This is a genomic window from Nocardia sp. NPDC059180 (genome assembly GCF_042754945.1).
Lineage (GTDB): Bacteria > Actinomycetota > Actinomycetes > Mycobacteriales > Mycobacteriaceae > Nocardia.
The window spans coordinates 513,156-531,313 of record NZ_JBHZBU010000004.1 but is presented as its reverse complement, the minus strand read 5'-3'; the positions used below and the strand labels follow the sequence as shown (position 1 = coordinate 531,313).

General features: G+C 68.8%; 3 protein-coding genes and 1 pseudogene. All 4 read left to right on the top strand.

Features of this window, described 5'->3' with window-relative positions; genetic code table 11:
* Positions 1-3: 3 nt before the first annotated feature.
* The 4 genes and pseudogenes from ACFXNW_RS16510 to ACFXNW_RS16495 all read left to right on the top strand — a co-directional run bounded on the left by ACFXNW_RS16510 (position 4) and on the right by ACFXNW_RS16495 (position 18,141).
* Entirely contained in the window at positions 4-4,503 is a 4,500-nt protein-coding gene (locus ACFXNW_RS16510; protein WP_379418518.1) for a condensation domain-containing protein, read from the top strand.
* Positions 4,500-5,354 (top strand): 3-hydroxyacyl-CoA dehydrogenase family protein, encoded by an 855-nt coding sequence (locus ACFXNW_RS16505; RefSeq protein WP_379418517.1) that lies wholly within the window; start codon positions 4,500-4,502, stop codon positions 5,352-5,354. Before ACFXNW_RS16510 ends, ACFXNW_RS16505 begins: the two co-directional genes overlap by 4 nt.
* A complete protein-coding gene (locus ACFXNW_RS16500; RefSeq protein WP_379418516.1) occupies positions 5,341-10,353 on the top strand; it encodes an amino acid adenylation domain-containing protein in 5,013 nt (1,670 codons plus the stop codon). The genes ACFXNW_RS16505 and ACFXNW_RS16500 overlap by 14 nt, the downstream gene beginning before the upstream one ends.
* Positions 10,310-18,141: pseudogene (locus tag ACFXNW_RS16495) on the top strand (amino acid adenylation domain-containing protein). Before ACFXNW_RS16500 ends, ACFXNW_RS16495 begins: the two are co-directional and overlap by 44 nt.
* Positions 18,142-18,158 lie beyond the last annotated feature (17 nt).

Genomic DNA, 18,158 nt, shown 5'->3' with positions numbered 1-18,158 from the left:
CCGATGCCGGACGCCGCGACCGCACCCACCCCTCGTGATACCGATATCGCCATCGTCGGAATCGCCGCCCGATTCCCCGATGCCGCTGACCTCCAAGCCTTCCGCGCAAACCTCGCCGCGGGCCGGGATTCGGTAGGTCCGATGCCGCCGGCGCGGATCGCGGCGACCGGGATCGATCCGTCGGTCACCTACCTCCCGATGGGGCATCTCGATGACATCGAGCAGTTCGATCACCGCTTCTTCAACCTGTCCCGGCGTGAGGCTTCGGTCATCGATCCGCAGCAGCGGATCGCGTTGCTGCTCGCCCATCAGGCGATCGAAGATGCCGGATACGCGACCGGAACCCTCGCCGCCTGCGATACCGCGGTGATCCTGAGCGCGACCCAATCGAGCTACCACGCGGCCGCGGTCGATCCGGGCCCATTGAGTCTGCTCGGTAACGCGGGTTTCGCGGGCGCGGCGCGAATCGCGCATCTGCTCGGTCTCACCGGGCCCTGCTACAGCGTGGACAGTGGTTGCAACAGTGCGCTGGTCGCGGTGCATCGCGCATGTCGCGAATTGTCCAGTGGTGATGCCGAATACGCGGTGGCGGGCGGTGTATCGGTGCGGGTGCACGGAACACCGGACTGGGGTGGCGGGAACTTCACCGAGATCGCGTCACCGACCGGCCGGGCCAGGGCGTTCGACGCCGACGCCGACGGGACGGTCGGCGGTGAGGGCGGCGCGGTGCTGGTGCTCACCACCCTCGCCCGCGCCAGGGCGGACCGGGCGGCGGTCTACGCGGTGATCCGGGGCAGCGCGACCCTGCACAACGGGCACGCAGCCGCGACCATCTCCACCCCGAGTGCGGCAGCACAGGCCAAGGTCATCGCCAAGGCGTGGGCCGATGCCGGTCTGAATCCCGCCGCTGCCGGCTATCTGGAGACGCACGGTTCGGGCACACGGCTCGGTGATGCGGTCGAATTAGAGGGAATCGCACAGGCTTTCGGCAATCCCGCACCGCTCCCCATCGGCTCGGTGAAGACGAACATCGGCCACCTCGATCACGCCTCCGGGATCGCGGGCCTGGTCAAAGCCGTGCTGAGTGTCGCGAACGCACAGCTGTATCCGTCGCTGCATTTCACTCGCGCGACCGGCGGCATGGATCTCGCGGCGGCCGGTATCGAGGTGCTGACCGGGGGGCGGGCTTGGGCCGGAACCGGCGAGCGTATCGCGGGTGTCAGTGCGTTCAGCCTGGGCGGCAGCATCGCGCACTGCGTCATCTCGCAGGCGCCGGCTGTGCTGAGCGCCGAATCGCAACAGCAGGTGCTCGCCCGCGATCTTCGGACCGCCACCTGCTCGGACTCCGGCTCCCCCGAACATGCACCCCGGCTGGTGAGTGTGTCCGCGCGCAGCGCCGAGGCACTGCGGAGGTTGTGCGCGGAACTGGCGGCGACACTGAATGATCCGGCCGCACCCTTGCTCGATGACATCGCCCGCACCCTGACGCTGGGTCGCACGCATTTCGAACACCGCGTCGCCGTGACAGCCACGAGTACTTCGGAATTGGCGCGAGCATTGTCATCGGTGGCCGTGGCCGATGAACCGGCAGGCCCCGCGCCGAAGGTGGTGCTGTTGCTCTCCCCCGACGCAGCCCCCGAGTTCGACGAGACTGCCACGCTCCCGCAGCAGCTGCCCGCGACCGGCCGAACTGCCGCTGTGCTGGCCGGTCAGCTCGCCGCACATGCCCGCCTGCGTGACTGCGGTATCGAATTCGCCGCGATCCTCAGCGCCGGTTCGTCGCGCTACCTCTCCCGCTACCTCCTGGGATCGAACGAGCCTGTCACCGCCGAAGAGCTGTCAGCCCCGCCGACCGTCGACGCCGAACGTCTCGCACTGGCCGCCCGAACGCTGCTGGCCGATGGCCCGGTGGTCTTCGTCGAGCCGAGCGCGGACGGGCAGCTCGGCACGCTGCTCACCGATCTGGTGCCCGAGGCCGATATCTGCACCGGCACCGGACTGCTCGATGTACTCGGTGGCCTCTATCAGCGCGGCGTAGCCCTTGACTGGCACGCGATCGCGCCCGGTGACGCGCGCCGGGTCCGGTTGCCCGGTCATCCCATGCTGAACACGCGATGCTGGGTGGAGCTGCCTTCGCCTACACCCGTCACGCAGCTACCGACGCCCACACCGACGACCGGTCCCGACCCCACCGACCCCGTGCAGTGGTTGCGATCGACACTGCGCGAGCTGCTGCACAGTGACGACGACATCGACGCCGACGCCGATTACTTCGAGATCGGCGGCAATTCGATCATTGCCGTCCAGCTCGTGGACCGGGTCGAGGAGAGCTACGGATTCCGGCCGAAGCTGCTGGATGTCTACGAGCATCCGACGCTTATCGAATTCGCCCGGCTGCTGTCAGGCCCCCACGAACCCGCGGAGGAACCGGCGACTGCCCGGGAACCAGTGCCCGCGTTGGTCGCACACGATGATCCGGTGATGTCGTCGGGGCAGGAACGCATGTGGTTCCACCACCAACTCGACCCCATGACCACGCTGTACAACTACCCGGTGGTCCAGCTGCTGCGCGGACCCATCGATATCGACGCCCTGCACGGCACGTTCGAGGATCTGGCCGACCGGCACGAAACTCTGCGCTACAACTTCGCCGAGCAGGACGGCGAGCCGGTCCTGCGGATCCGGCCACGGCTCGGCGAGTTCTTCCGGCGCGTAGATCTGTCCGGTGACCCCGATGCCACCGTGACAGCGCGTGAACTGGTGCGCGAGCACGCTCGAGCACGCTTCGACTTGGGCACGGATCCGTTGGTACGGGTGCTGGTGGTGACCTTGGGACCGGATCTGCATGTGTTGCAGCTGACCTGCCATCACGCCGTCACCGACGGTGCGACACCGATGATTCTGAGCCGCGAGCTGCCCGAACTGTATACAGCGCGCCGCGAAAGCCGTCCGCATCAGCTCGCGCCGCTGCCGATCCGCTACCGCGACTACGCGGCCTGGCATCGCAGGCTCATGGCCGGGTCGGCGCTGGACCACGAATTGGCGTACTGGAGCGAGCTGCTCGCCGATGCACCGGTACTGAACCTGCCCACCGATTTCCCGCGCCCGGCGCGCAAAACCTTCGTCGGTGACCTGTATCCGTTCGTGATGCCCGGCGCCCTGTTGACGCGGCTGCGCGCGCTCGGTCAGCGGCATTCGGTGTCGCTGTTCGTGGTGCTGCTGACCGGGTTGTATCTGACGCTGGCCCGGCACAGCGGGCAGCGCGACATCGTCATCGGTACGCCGACCACAGGGCGCGGCCGCCGCGAATTCGAGGATTTGATCGGCTATTTCAACAGCACCGTCGCCTTGCGCGCCGACTTCGCCGCCGATCAGCAGCTGGCGCAGCTGCTGGAGCGGGTCAGGTCGGTGGTGCTCGGGGCGCTGGAACATCAGGAGATCCCGTTCGACCGGGTCGTCAACGCCCTGGTGGAGCGGCGGGACCTCTCACGCACCCCGCTGTTCGACGTGCTCTACATCCATCAGGCGACCCCACGGATCGGCCGCGTCGACGAGGCCGCAACCGAGGCGTTCGATATCGAACATTCGGCCGGTAACGAGTTCGGCGGCCTGCCGACGGGCACTGCGAAATTCGATCTGACGCTGGTCACCTACGAATACACCGACGCCGTGGACCAGGACATGGGCGCATGCCTGGAGTTCAGCACAGAGCTCTTCACCCGGCAGACGATGGCGCGGGTCGCGCAGGATCTGCTCGGCATTCTCGCGACCATGGCCGATGCCGGTCCATCACCTTCGGTGGCCGAGCTGGTGGCCGGGTCGGAAACGTCCGCCACGCTGGTGCCTACGGATCGGCCGCGTTCCGGTAGCCGGTCCTACACGCTCGAAGTCATTTCCGATTCGGTCGTTGGCGAATCCACCGGCCTCGACGTCAGGGCCGATGCCGAGACGACCTCCGACGCGGTGGTCGACACCCACGCCGATGTGCTCGCCGCGTGGGCGGTGCTGCTGGCCTGGTACACGGGCGACGACCGGATCCATCTCGGCTTGTCCTATGTAGCCGTTGACGCCCCGCATTCCACCGTCGTCGAACTTGCTGATGACACCACCTGGGCCGACCTGCGCGACCGGACTCGTCGGGTTCTGGACACGATGGACCGGCCCGAGCGCACCGGGGGTGCGATGACGGCATCCGCACCGCACGCGACATCATCGGCGCAGGCACCACCTGCGGACCCGGTGCTGTATCTCGGCTCGGCGACAGACCCGGCCAACCAGCAGGCACCCGCCACCACCGAACTCGGGGTGTCATGGACCGCTACCGGCCCGGACTCCCTGACGCTGCACCTGCACTATGCCACCGAACTGTTCGACCCCGACTCGGCCCGCATGATGCTCGGCGAGCTGCGCCGCCTGTTCACAGCGCTGCCCGGGCAGCCGTCGGTGCCGGTGCACGAGGCCGCCGCCGGAGCCATCGACGACGAACTGGAGATGATCCGATGAGCAGCGAACGGCAGGTCGGCGTCATCGGCGCGGGCACCATGGGCACGGGAATCGCGCAGTGCCTCGCCCAGGCCGGTGTGCCGGTGGTGCTGGTGGAAACCGATCCCGCAGCTACCGCCCGCGCCCGCCGGGAGTTGCGCTCGGCGCTTCGATTGAGTGTGCTGCTCGGTCGCGGTTCCGGCGGTGCGAACCTCGACGAGATCGCCGCCCGTATTCGGTGGGCCGAGCGGCTGGACGCACTGCGCGAGTGCACCTTCGTCATCGAATCGGTCACCGAACATATCGAACTCAAGGCCGAGATCTTCGCCGAACTCGACCGGCAATGCCCCGCCGACACCGTGTTCGCCTCCGGTACCTCCGCCATCCCCATTGTGGGCTTGGCCGCCAATACCACCCGGCCGGACCGGATTCTGGGCCTGCACTTCATGAATCCGGCGCCGTTGACCGAGGTGGTCGAGGTCATCTCCACCACCGAGACCGCCCCCGAGAGCCTGAACCGGACGCTCTCGCTGCTCGACGCGCTCGGCAAGAAGGGCATCGTGGTCGGCGACGGGCCCGGATTCGTCATCAACCGGGTGCTGATGTTGTGTATCGCGGAGGCGGGTGCCGTGCTCGAGACCGGTACCGATCCCGAGACGGTCGATGCCTTGTTCGAGGGTTGCCTCGGCCACCGGATGGGCCCGCTGCGCACCGCCGACCTCATCGGCCTGGACAACGTGCTCGACACCCTGAAGGTCCTGCGCACCACCACCGGCGACGAGCGCTACCGCATCCCGTCCGCACTGATCCAGCTGGTCGGCGCGGGGCACCACGGGCGCAAGACCGGAAAGGGATTCCATGAATACCCGTGAAGCGGTGCTGGATTCGGATCTGCTGCCCGAATCGAGCGGTCTCGGCCGGCTGGCGCGCCGCAGCGGCGGTGGTGAGGCCGCGGTGGTGCTCGCCGCGCTGGCCGTGCACGCGCAGCGGCGCACCGGGACGGATACCTGCTCGGTCGGGCTGCGGGTGGGGATGGCGATCCTGGCGATCGAGGTCGACGTTTCGCCGCATGCGGATTTCGAGGTCGTCGCCAAACGGGTGGGCGCTCAGTTGCGGCGGGCACGCAGGGAGCGCACCGCAGCTGCGCACCATCAGCAGCCGATGCTCGTCGCGGTACAACACGATAGTGGTTGGCGGGTCGAACTCCCAGAAGCAGAGCAGCCTGGGTTCGTTCGGTTGTTCACCGAACTGGCGGCACGGCCCACCCAACCGGTCGGCCGTGCCGACGCCATCGGCCCGGACGAGTACGACCTGCTGATTCACCGATTCAACGCCACCGCATACGAACTAGACGCGACAGCGACGATCACCAGCGGATTCGAGGCGGCGGCGCGACGCACTCCCGATGCGACCGCCCTGGTCTACGGCGAGAAATCACTCACCTACGCCGAGCTGGACGCGCGGGCCGACCACCTCGCCCGCGTCCTGATCGGTCATGGGGTTCGGCGTGAGAGCGTGGTCGGGCTGGCGATGTCGCGTTCGGTGGACGCTATCGTCGCCGTCTACGCGGTGTTGAAGGCAGGCGGTGCGTATCTGCCGCTGGACCACAGCCATCCTGCCGAACGCACCGCACGGATACTGGCTGTGGCGCGGCCGCTGTGTGTCCTGACCACCCGCACAGACGGATTCACGGACGCGGACACGCCCGTGGTGCACGTCGACGACCTCGACCCGGCCGATGGTTCACCATTGACGCCGGCGGAGTACGACGGCCCGTCGCGTCCGGACAACCTCGCCTACCTGTTGTTCACCTCGGGCTCGACCGGCACCCCGAAAGCTGTCGGCGTCACGCACGCGGCGCTGATCAACCATCTCGCCTGGATGACCGATCACCACGGCCTCGACCACACCGACGCGGTGCTGCAGAAGACGCCGACCACCTTCGACGTGTCGATCTGGGAACTGTTGTGGCCATTGCAGATCGGTGCCAGGCTCGTCATCGCTCCGCCGGTCGCGAACACCGACCCGGAGCTGGTGACGCGCCTGATCATCGAGCACAGCGTGACGACGGTCCAGTTCGTGCCGTCCCTGCTGAGCAGCCACCTCAATGCCGCCGAACTACCGGCGGGGTTGCGGCGGGTGCTGATGATCGGTGAGACGCTCACCCCGCAACTGGCACACCGCTTCGCCGCCGCGTGTCCTGCGCGGCTGCACAACCTCTACGGGCCGACCGAGGCAACCGGTGCCGTCACCGGTCATCGGGTGCCGGCCGGTCTGCCCGCTCGGATCCCGATCGGGACGCCGGGCTGGAACACGCGCGCCTACGTGCTCGACGCGTGTCTGCGGCCGGTTCCGCGCGGCGTCGCGGGCGAGCTGTATCTGGCCGGGCCCCAGCTGGCGCGCGGGTATCACGACGATCCCGCGCGGACCGCGGCCCAGTTCGTCACCGATCCCTTCGACCGGGGCGCCCGGATGTACCGCACCGGCGACGTCGTGCGGTGGGATCCGGTCGATGATGTGCTCGACTATGTCGGCCGCGCCGATTTCCAGATCAAACGCCACGGTGTGCGTATCGAACCCGGCGAAATCGAGGCCGTCCTGTCCGGGTGCGCGCCGGTGGCGCAGTCCGTTGTCGTGCAGCGCGACGACGGCAGGCTTGCGGCTTACGTCGTCCCGGTGACCGGGCGCGAATGCACCGAAACGAGCCTGCGCGAGCAGCTTTCCCGTCAGCTGCCGACCTCGATGCTGCCCGACGACATCCTGGTGTTCGACACCCTGCCGACGACCTCGGCCGGCAAAGTGGACCGTGCCGCGCTGCCCGCGCCCGCCGCGCCGCCGACCCCGTACCGAGCGCCGTCGGGAGCGGTCGAGCAGACGATCGCCGAGGTCTACGCCGAGGTTCTCGGCCGCGACCGGGTCGGCGCCGAGGAATCGTTCTTCGCGCTCGGCGGTGACAGCGTCATGTCGATTCTGCTGGTGTCGCGGGCCAAGGCGCGCGGGGTGTGGTTCAGCGCGCAGCAGGTTTTCGAGCAGCGCACCGTCGCCGGACTGGCTCGCGTCGCGACAACCGGCGCCGAGGCGCCCGTCGCACCGGCCGAGCTGCCTGGCGGCGGTGTCGGTGAGCTCCCGGTGACACCGGCGATCGGATTCGGTGTACGACTGGCCGAATCCGGGGCAGGCGGCTTCGACCACTTCGCGCAGCCGATGGTGCTGACGCTGCCCGTCGGCATCGACCGGACCGGCCTGCACGCGGTGCTCGGCGCTGTGCTCGAACGACACGACATGTTGCGTGCGCGGCTGTATCGCGATGCCAGCGGCGCATGGCGGCTGTTCGCCGATCCCGCGAGTTCCGTCGACGTCGATTCGTTGCTCGAGCGCATCGAGTTTCCCGCGACCGCCGATGAGCACGAGCTGGACGGCCGCACCGCGGATGCCCTCGGCTCGGCGCTGAACGGGCTGGCACCGGCCGACGGCGTCGTGGTGCGCTGCGTCTGGCTCGAGCCCGATCGCCCCGATCAGCGTGCGGGGCGCCTCGCGCTGGCGGTCCACCACATCGCCGTGGACGGCGTGTCCTGGCGCATCCTGATCCCGGATTTCCTCTCCGCCTGGGCCCAGTACGCCGATGGCCGACGCCCCGTACTGCCCACCGCGGGAACCTCCATGCGCCGGTGGGCGCACACCCTGCGCGAGGAGGCCTACCGAGCCTCGCGTATCGCCGAATTGCCGCGCTGGCTCGAGGTGATCGACGGCCCCGATCCGCTGCTCGGCGACCGCCCGCTGGATCCGATGGTGGATGTCGCCGCGACCGCCCGGCGGGTGCGGATCGAATCCGATCCGGAGACCACCTCGGCGGTGCTGTCGACGCTGCCCGAGCGCTATCACACCAGCGCCAATGTCGTATTGCTGACGGCACTCGCGCTGGCCGTGGCCCGGTGGCGCGAGCAACGCGGACGGCCGTCGCCATCGACGCTGGTTCGGCTGGAATCGCATGGCCGGGAAGCCGATCTGGCGCCAGGCGCGGATGTTTCGCATACTGTCGGCTGGTTCACCTCGATCTTCCCGTGCCGCTTCGACCTATCCGGGATCGACATCGCGGCCGCCTTCTCCGGCGGCGATCAGCTCGATGCCGCGCTGAAAACCGTGAAGGAACAGCTGGTTTCGTTGCCGGGCTCGGGAATCGGCTACGGCCTGCTTCGCTATTTGAACAGCGAGACCGCGCGCTCGCTGCCCGCCGAACCCGGGCAGATCGCCTTTACCTACCTGGGCGCGGTGAGCACGACGGCCGGCTCGGATATGGCGTGGCTGCCTGCGATCGATCCCACCGCGACACCGCATCCCGGCGATCCGGACCTGCCCGCCGCAGCGGCGTTGTCGATCGACGCGATGGTGATCGACAGCCGGCTCAGCACCGGGTTCTCCGCTCCGGGCGCGCTGCTCGGTGAACCGGAGGTCCGTGCGCTGACCGAGCTGTGGACCGAGGCGCTCGAAGCAATGGCCACGCAGAGCAGAGACCGTAGTGCCGGTGGCCGAACGCCTTCGGACTTCTCGCTGGTGACGGCGTCACAGCACGATATCGACAGGTGGGAGTCGACATATCCCGGCCTGGTGGATATCTGGTCGCTCACTCCGATCCAGGAGAAGTTCGCCAGGCACGCGCTCGAGCATGCCGACGATATCGACGTCCACACCACGCAGTTGCGTTTGGCGGGCACCGGAACGCTGGACGCGGCCCGGCTGCGCGCCGCCGCACGAGCTGTCGTGGACCGGCATCCCGGGTTGCGGGCCGCGTTCGAGACCGGCAGCTCCGGTGAGCTGTGCCAGCTGGTCACCGTGCCGCTCGGTATCGACTGGCGTGAATTGGACCGGCGCGGCGACCAATCCGACGTCGATGCCGTCCTGCACGACGAGCTGATCCGGCCGTTCGACCTGACCGCCGCACCGCTGATCCGCTTCCTGCTGGTGCGGCTGGCCAACGGCTGGCGGTTCGTGGTGACCAGCCACCGGTTGCTCGTCGACGGCTGGTCCGTCCCGGTGCTGATCGGCGATCTCTGGTCCGCCTACACCGGCGTCGCGGCCCGACCTGCGGTCGGCTCCTACCGGACATTCCTGGAGTGGCGGGCGAGACAGGACCGCGACGCGGCCGCGACGGCCTGGCGCGATGCGCTCGCGGGTGCCGACGCGGCCACCCTCGTCGCCACACCCGGCGCCGTACCCGCTGATCCGGCGATGCCGCCCGCCGACCATCACCTCAGCCTGTCCGAGCAGGACACCCGTGGCCTGTCCCGGTTGGCGACCGATGCCGGAGTCACCGTCAACACGGTCCTGCAGTGCGCGTGGGCGCTGGTGCTCGGACGCCTGACCGGACGGCGCGATGTGGTGTTCGGAACCGTGGTGTCGGGGCGGCCCGCGGAGGTGCCCGGTATCGAATCGATGGTCGGCTCGTTCATCAATACGGTGCCGGTGCGGGTCCGCTGGGAAGCAGGCACACCGGTGCGCACGCTGCTCGCCGGACATCAGGATGCACAGGCCGCACTGGTCAACCACCAGTATCTCGGACTGGCCGATATCGAGGAATCGACGGGTGTGGCGGTGCGCGGACTGTTCGACACACTGCTGGTATTCGAGTCCTATCCGGCGGATTTCGAGAACGTGCTTGCGGCAGCGGTATTCGACGATATGGCGGTCACCGGATTCGAATCCAGGGAAATCACGCTGTTCCCGCTGACCGTCACCGCATGGCCGGGCGCGCGGCTGCATTTGCAGATCGATCGGCATCGGGATCTGGTGGACGACAACCTGATCCAGCAGGTCATCACCGAGTTGCACAGTGTGCTCGGCACGCTCGCGCGCGGCGAAACCTTCGAGCAGTAAGGGCATCATCGTGGATTCCGCACGCCGATGGCCGCTCACCGTGGCCCAGCAGGAGATCTGGGCCGGTAGCGTGCGCGACGAGACCGGGCGCCGCTTCCTGATCGGCGGGTACGTCCACCTGCACGGGGCCATCGACGCCGAGGTCTTCGAACGGGCGTTGCGCAGTGCCGTCGCTGGAAGCGAGACACTGCGCGCCGGCCTCGACCTTTCCGGTTCCCGCCCCTGTCAGGTGGTGCACGACTGCCCCGAATGGACTCTGCATCGCAGAGATTTCACCGCCGAAGCCGATCCGCTGGGCGCGGTGCGGGCGTTCATCGACGTCGAGTTCCAGCGCCCGTACGACCTGAGCAGCCCGCCCCTGTTCGACCACTACCTGCTCGACCTCGGCGCCGCAGGCTCCGTGTGGTTCCTGCGAGCCCACCACCTGATCTTCGACGGTGGAGCCTCGTTGGCGTTGATCCGGAGAGTGGCGCGCACCTATGGCGAGCTGCTCGACGGGAATCCCGCACCGACGGCAGTGTTCGACACCATGTCCGCGCTGGTCGACGGTGATCAGCGCTACCGAGCCTCGCGCCGGTTCGCCGACGACCGCGCCTTCTGGGCCGACCGGCTGGCCGGTGCCGGTGACGCCCCGACCTTCGCCCAGGCGCCGATCCCACCGCATCGGCCCGCGCCCATCCGGCACACCGGTGACCTGACCGCCGAACGCTGGCAGGCCTTCCGCGACGGCGCCGACCGTTTCGGCGTCGGCTGGCCCGCCATGCTCGCCGCGACCACCGCCGCCCTGCTGCACGCCGACACCGGGGCGCGGTCGGTGGTACTCGGACTGACGGTCCCGGCGAAACGGTCGTGGCAGGCCCTCGGCATGACCTCCAATATCGTCCCGCTGCGGCTCCCGATCGACCCGGCGGCCCCGCTGCGCGCACTCGCCGAGTCGGCACAGGCCGAGTTCCGGACGGTCTTGCGCCACCAGCACTATCGGCGATTCGACATGCTCGCCGACGGGCTGGTCGCGGGCGGTGAACGCCGCATGGCGGGCCCGACGCTCAACATCATGCCGATGCCGCGCGATGTCTCCTTCGGTGCAGTCGCGGCCTCCTTGCACGAGATCGCGCCCGGTCATACCGATGGTTTCAGCATCGGCGTCTATGACAACGGCAGCCCTACCCTGCGCATTGATTTCGACACCAGCTCGGATCGGTGGGCGCCACGGGAGTTGGCGGCGCACCACGCGCGGTACCTTGCTGCCCTCGACGCCATCGCTGCCGCGTCTCCAGGGCTGCCACTCGCCCAGCTCAGGTACGCGGCCGACTCGATCCCACCGCATAGCCCCGCTGTCGCTGTCACCGACGACACCGACACTGGGAATCCGGGCCGCGTTCCTTGCGCGCACAGCGAGGACGCCGCCTCGGCGTGCGCGAGCGCCATATCCGGTAACACCCTGGCCGACTGGTTCCAGCGACGAGCGGAGGCCGCTGACGATGCCGTCGCGGTGGTGCACAGTGGTCGGCAACTCACCTATGCCGAGCTCGACCGGCGCGCCGGGGAACTGGCACGCCAGATCGTCGAACATGGTGTCGGGGCCGGTGATTTCGTCGCCGTTGCGGTGCCCCGATCCGCGGAACTGATCGTCGCCATTGTCGCGGTGATGAAGTCCGGCGCCGCGTATGTCCCGCTCGAGCCGGAGCAGCCGGCCGAGCGGACGAACGCGATCCTCGCCGATGCCGAGCCCGCGTTACTGATCACGACACCGGACACCTCGATCCGTCCCGGTCGGCTCCCGGTGCTGCTGATCGGGGCGGGAACGGAGGCCGACCCCGCCGAGGCGACCGAGGCCCGGTGCGACAAACTGGTCCACGACGCGACCGGTCCGGATGTTTCCGGCGGCCCCGCGGCTGTTTCGGCAGAGTCCGGCGAGCCGAGTTCGGGCCCACGGGCAGCAGTGCCGATCCACCGTCCGATCCGGCCCGAGGATCCCGCCTACGTCATCTACACCTCCGGCTCCACCGGCGCGCCGAAAGGTGTTGTCGTCACCCATGCCAACGTGGTGCGGCTGTTCACGGCGACGCAGGGGTGGTTCGAATTCGGCGAAGACGATGTGTGGACGCTGTTCCATTCGATCGCATTCGACTTCTCGGTGTGGGAGATGTGGGGTGCGCTGCTCTACGGCGGGCGGCTTGTGGTCGTGGATGCCGATACCGCGCGGGCGCCCGACGATTTCGTCGAGCTGCTGATTCGCGAGCGGGTCACGGTGCTGAATCAGACTCCGTCGGCGTTCGGATTGCTCGCCGCCGCCGCCGCGGGCCGCACCGAAACGAAGCTCGCCGTGCGGGTGCTGATCTTCAGCGGTGAGGCGCTTGCGCCGTCGTTGCTCGGTGATTGGGCGTCGCGTCATCCGCAGCAGCGGTTGGTCAATATGTACGGCGCCACTGAGACGACGGTGCTGACGACCGCGTACTTCCTCGACGCCGCGCCGGACGGCGGTGCCCGGGGTGGCGAAGCGCCGGACCGCGACGCGCTCGGCGGAATCATCGGCGAGCCGATCGCTGATCTGCGCTGCTATGTGCTCGACGCGGCGCTGCGCCCGGCCGCCGACGAGATACCGGGTGAGCTGTACGTCTCCGGTTCAGGTGTCGCGTCGGGATATCTGCGTCGCCGAGAACTCACGGCTGCTCGGTTCGTGGCCGATCCGTTCGGGCCGGCGGGCGCGGTGATGTACCGCAGCGGCGATCTGGCCCGGCGCACCGAGGCCGGTTTGGAGTATCTGGGTCGCATCGATCGGCAAGTCAAGATCCGGGGCTACCGGATCGAACCGGGTGAGGTCGAAGCCGCGCTGGTCCGGCAACCAGGCGTGTCGGCGGCGGCGGTAGTGCCCGAGGAGCTGGCGGGCATCGGCGTGCGGCTGGTCGGCTACGTCGTCACCAGCGACGTCGACACCGCACGGATCCGGACAGGCTTGGCGGAACTGTTGCCGCAACAGGCCGTTCCCGCCCTGCTGGTCCCGGTCCGAGCGCTTCCACTGACCGGCAACGGCAAGGTCGACCAGCGTGCGCTGCGGGCCACCCGGACCAGGCTCGATGCCGCGGGCACGGTCGAACCGCCGCGCACCGAACGGGAAGAAGCGATGCTCGAGGTATTCGTCACGACAGTGGGGCACACCGGGTTCGGCGTCACGGACGAGTTCTTCGCGCTCGGCGGCGACAGCATCCTCGCCATCCGAGTCGCCGAGCTGGCGCGCGCACATGGGTTGACGATCAGCACGAAGGACGTCTTCACCCACCAGACCGTGCGGGCGTTGGCCTCCGTCGCGCAGACGGCTACCGCACCGGTGGTCGCACCGCCCTCGGCACCGATGGAGATCCCGGACGATGCCCGTGACCGGCTGGTGCGGCGGTTCGGTCCGATCACCGACCTGCTGCCGGTCACGCCGTTGCAGGCCGGTCTGCTGTTCCATTCGACGCTCGACGATTCGTCCGAAGACCCCTATGTCGTACAACTGCATCTCACGATGCGTGGCGACCTGCGCCCGGACCGGCTCCGAGAAGCGACCCGCGCCGTCATCCATCGCCATCCACATCTCGCCGGTGCGTTCGTCGTCGACGAGCAACCACTGTTCGTGGTCCCCGAGTTGCGGGAACCCCGGTGGTACAGTATCGATCTCGCCGCGTCAGCCCCAGAGATCCGTGCACACGAAATCGAGGCGATCGCCGAGCGGGACCGACGCGGCATCGATCTCGGCGTCCCACCGTTGCTGGCGTTTTCCCTGGTAGAGATGGGCGAGCAGCAGTGGCGACTTATCCTCACCGTGCACCACGCCCTGGCCGACGGCTGGTCGCTGGGACTGCTGCTGCGTGAGTTGTTCCTCGCGTATCAGAACGTGGAACTGCCAGCACCGCAACCCTATCGACGATTCCTCGACCAGCTCGCCGCCCGACCGACTGCACCGGCACGCCAGGCATGGCGGCGAGTACTGGACGGCGCCGAGCCCTGCCTGGTCGGTCGCGAATCGGCACAGCATGGTGAGGCCGTCGCCCATACCGTCCGCATTCCCGATGACATCACCGCCGCACTCACCTCCCGCGCCGCCGCGCGCGGGTTGACGACGAACTCCGTCATCCAGGCGATCTGGGCCCTGCAACTCGCCGCACTCACCGGCAACACCGACATCGTCTTCGGTATCGCCGTTTCCGGCCGCTCCCACGGTGTCGGCACCAGCGAGACGATCGGCATGCTGCTCAACACCGTCCCGGTCCGAATCCGGCTGAACCCGGCCGAGACTCTGTACGACCTGGCAGCCCGAATCCAAGCCCAGCGCACCGAACTGCTCGACCACGACCACCTCGGACTCACCGACATTCTCGCCACTCGCGGCGCGGGCGCCCTGTTCGACGCCGCCGTGGCGTTCGAGAATCATCCGATCGATACCGCGCCGATGCTCGGCGCCGATCTCACCGTCACCGCAGTCGACAGCCGCGATCACACGCACTATCCGCTGGCCTTGACCATCTACCCGGTCGGCGGCCTCGTGCTGCGGCTCACCCTGCGGCCCGAGCTGCTCATCGCGGAGACTACGGCCGAGGAGATCACGGCCGCAATCCTGGCCACCTGCACCGGCCTCGCGCAGCAGCCGGACCGGATCGTCGCGCACATCCCGGCGGCCTCGCGCGAACTGGTGGCGCGCACGCAGGACTTCGGGCGCGGGCCGGTGGTCCCGGTCGACGATCGATCCATCGGCGCGGTCTTCGCGGCGGTGGCGGCGGCATATCCGGACCGCCCCGCCCTGTGGTGGGCCGGGACCGACATCACCTATCGCGACCTGTCCGCCCGCACGAACCGGCTGGCCCGCCGGCTGAGGCAGCACCATGGTGTGCGGCTGGGCACGGCTGTCGGTCTGCGGTTGCCGCGTTCACCCGAGCTGGTGGTGGCCATGCTCGCCCTCGCGGAACTGGGCGCGATCTGTGTGCCGCTGCACGCCGAGGACCCGCCGGAACGGGTGGCCCACATCGTCGAGCGCACCGGCGTCACGGTGCTGCTCGACGACCTGGACGAGCTGCGGGCGATGGCACGCGACGCCGCCGGCTACTCCTCCGACCGGCCGGGCCGACCGGTACCCGCCGACGCGACCGCATGGCTGATGTTCACCTCCGGGTCCACCGGCACACCGAAGGGCACCCGCATCACCCACCGCGGCATCGTCGCGCGCTGCCTCGATGCCACCGCGAGCGGCCCGGAACACGAACGGATCCTGCTGCATTCGCCCTACACCTGGGATTCGGTGGTGACCGAAGTGTGGCGGCCGCTGCTCACCGGGCACTGTGTCGCGGTGGCACCGGCCGGCCCGATGGCTGCACCCGATTTCCGGGAAGTGCTGGCGGCGAGCGGTGTGACGTCGCTGTTCCTGTCGGCCGGGCTGCTCGGCGCACTGGCCGATCAACTGGCCGATCGCTTCGCCGGGCTGCGCATGCTGGCCGCGGCCGGTGATGTGCTGTCCCCGGCGGGGGTTCGCGCGGCCCGCGCTGTCGATGCGGAACTACCGGTCTCCAACTTCTACGGACCCGTGGAGGCCACCACCTTCGCCACCTCCTACCCCATCGCGCCGGGACCACTCGGCGACGAACCGCTACCGATCGGCACTCCGGTCGACAACACCGAGGTCTGGGTACTCGACGGGATGCTGCGTCCGACGCCGCCGGGCGTGACCGGCGAGATCTACCTCTCCGGTGCGGGTCTCGCCGACGGCTATCACGACCTACGCGAGATCACGGCTGTACGGTTCGTCGCGAACGCATTCGGCGCCAAGGGTTCCCGGATGTATCGCACCGGCGACCATGGCAGTTGGGGTGCCGACGGGGTGTTGCGATTCGCCGGACGTGGTGACCGGCAGGTGAAGGTCAACGGCATCCGCGTGGAACCCGGCGAGATCGAGGCCGCGTTGCAGCAGGTACCCGGTGTCACGGCCGCGGTGGTGATCGCGCATCGCACGGGTACCGGAACCACGCTGATCGGGTACGTGGTGGCGGACTCCGAGATCGATCCGGTGGCGGTGCGGGCGCGACTTGCCATGAGCCTGCCGGGCTATCTGGTGCCCGCCACGGTGATCCGGTTACCGTCGCTGCCGCTCACCGTCAACGGCAAGGTGGACCGGGCCGCACTGCCGATACCCTCGGCGACCGCTGAGCGCACGGCACACACACCGCGCCAGCACCTACTGGCCCGCCACTTCGCCACAACCCTCGGCATGCCCGAGATCGGCATCGAGGACGACTTCTTCGGCATCGGCGGCAATTCGCTGGCCGCGATCCGGTTGGTCGGTGCGGTGAGCCGCGAACTCGGCGTCACGGTGACCTTGCGCGATCTGTTCGAGGCGCCCACCGTCGCGGCACTCGATCAGCGTCTGGCCGGGCGCGCACGGACCGAGCAGACGCACCAACCGATCGGGACCGAGCCGCGCCCCACCGTCATCCCGCTCAGCCCGGCCCAACAGCGGTTCTGGACCATCAACTATTTGGCCGAGGGCCGCGCCGACTACCTCATGGCCGCCGCCCTCGACCTGCGCGGCGACCTCGACGCCGACGCGGTGCGCACGGCGGTCGGCGATGTGGTGTGCCGCCATGAGGTGCTGCGCACCGTCCTGCCGTACGGCCCGTCCGGGCCGGTGCAGCAGATTCAGGAATTTCGTTCCGACGCGGTCGATTTCCGCGTCACCGAGGTCGCCGATGAAGCGGCATTGGACCGCGAATTGGCCGCCGAGTCCGGTACCGGGTTCCGGCTGATGAGCCAGGCGCCGTGGCGGGCACGTCTGTACCGGCTCGGCGCCGAGCGGCATGTGATGCTCGTCGTCCTGCACCACAGCGCGGGCGACGGCGAATCCCTGGTCACGCTGTTCCGCGATATCGAGTTCGCCTACCGGGCACGCTCCGGCGGTCACGAACCGGCCTGGCCCGGTCCCGCGGTGCAATACGCCGACTACACCCTGTGGCTGCGCGAACGAGTCGGTACCGAGGCCGATCCGGACAGTCTGATGAGCGCACAGGGCCGATACTGGCGCGCCCGCCTCGCCGAACTACCCACCCGCCCGCCGCTTGCGGTGGATCGGCCGCGGATCGCCGGGCAGCAGAGCCGCGCGGCGGTCACGACGATGGATCTGACAGCGCAACAGCATGCGCGACTGGCCGCGACTGCGGCGCCAGCACGTCCATGGCCCTGCACACCGCTTTCGTCTGCGCGCTCACCGGCCTCGGCGCGGGCACCGACCTGGTGATCGGCACGGCACTCAGCGCGCGCGACACCGCCGAACTGGACACCCTCATGGGCTGCGCCGTGGACACCGTCCTCATCCGTACCGACACCACAGCGGCCCCGACCTACCGCGACCTGATCCGCCAGGTCCGCGACCGTGTCCTGGAAGCCGCCGGCAACAAGGAGTACCCCTTCGACCAACTGATGGCCGAACTCAATCCGGCCGTCTCGCCGACCCACCAGGCCATCCCACAGATCGCCACCACCTACATCCGGGAGGTCCTGCCCACCCACGCTTTCGACGGCATCGACCTCACCCTGCGCCCCGTCATCCCCCACCACACCGAGTTCGAGCTGCTGCTGAGTGTGCGCGAAGTACTGACCGCCGACGGCACCCCCGCAGGAATCCGCGGACACCTCGTCTACGCCGCCGACCTCTGGGAACCGGAAACAATGACCACCCTCGCCGACCACATCCACACCGCCATAGCGACACTCACCACCGACGTCGACCACCCCGTCGGCACCGAACTCGCCTCCCGCCACTGAAGGCGCCGAAAGGCACA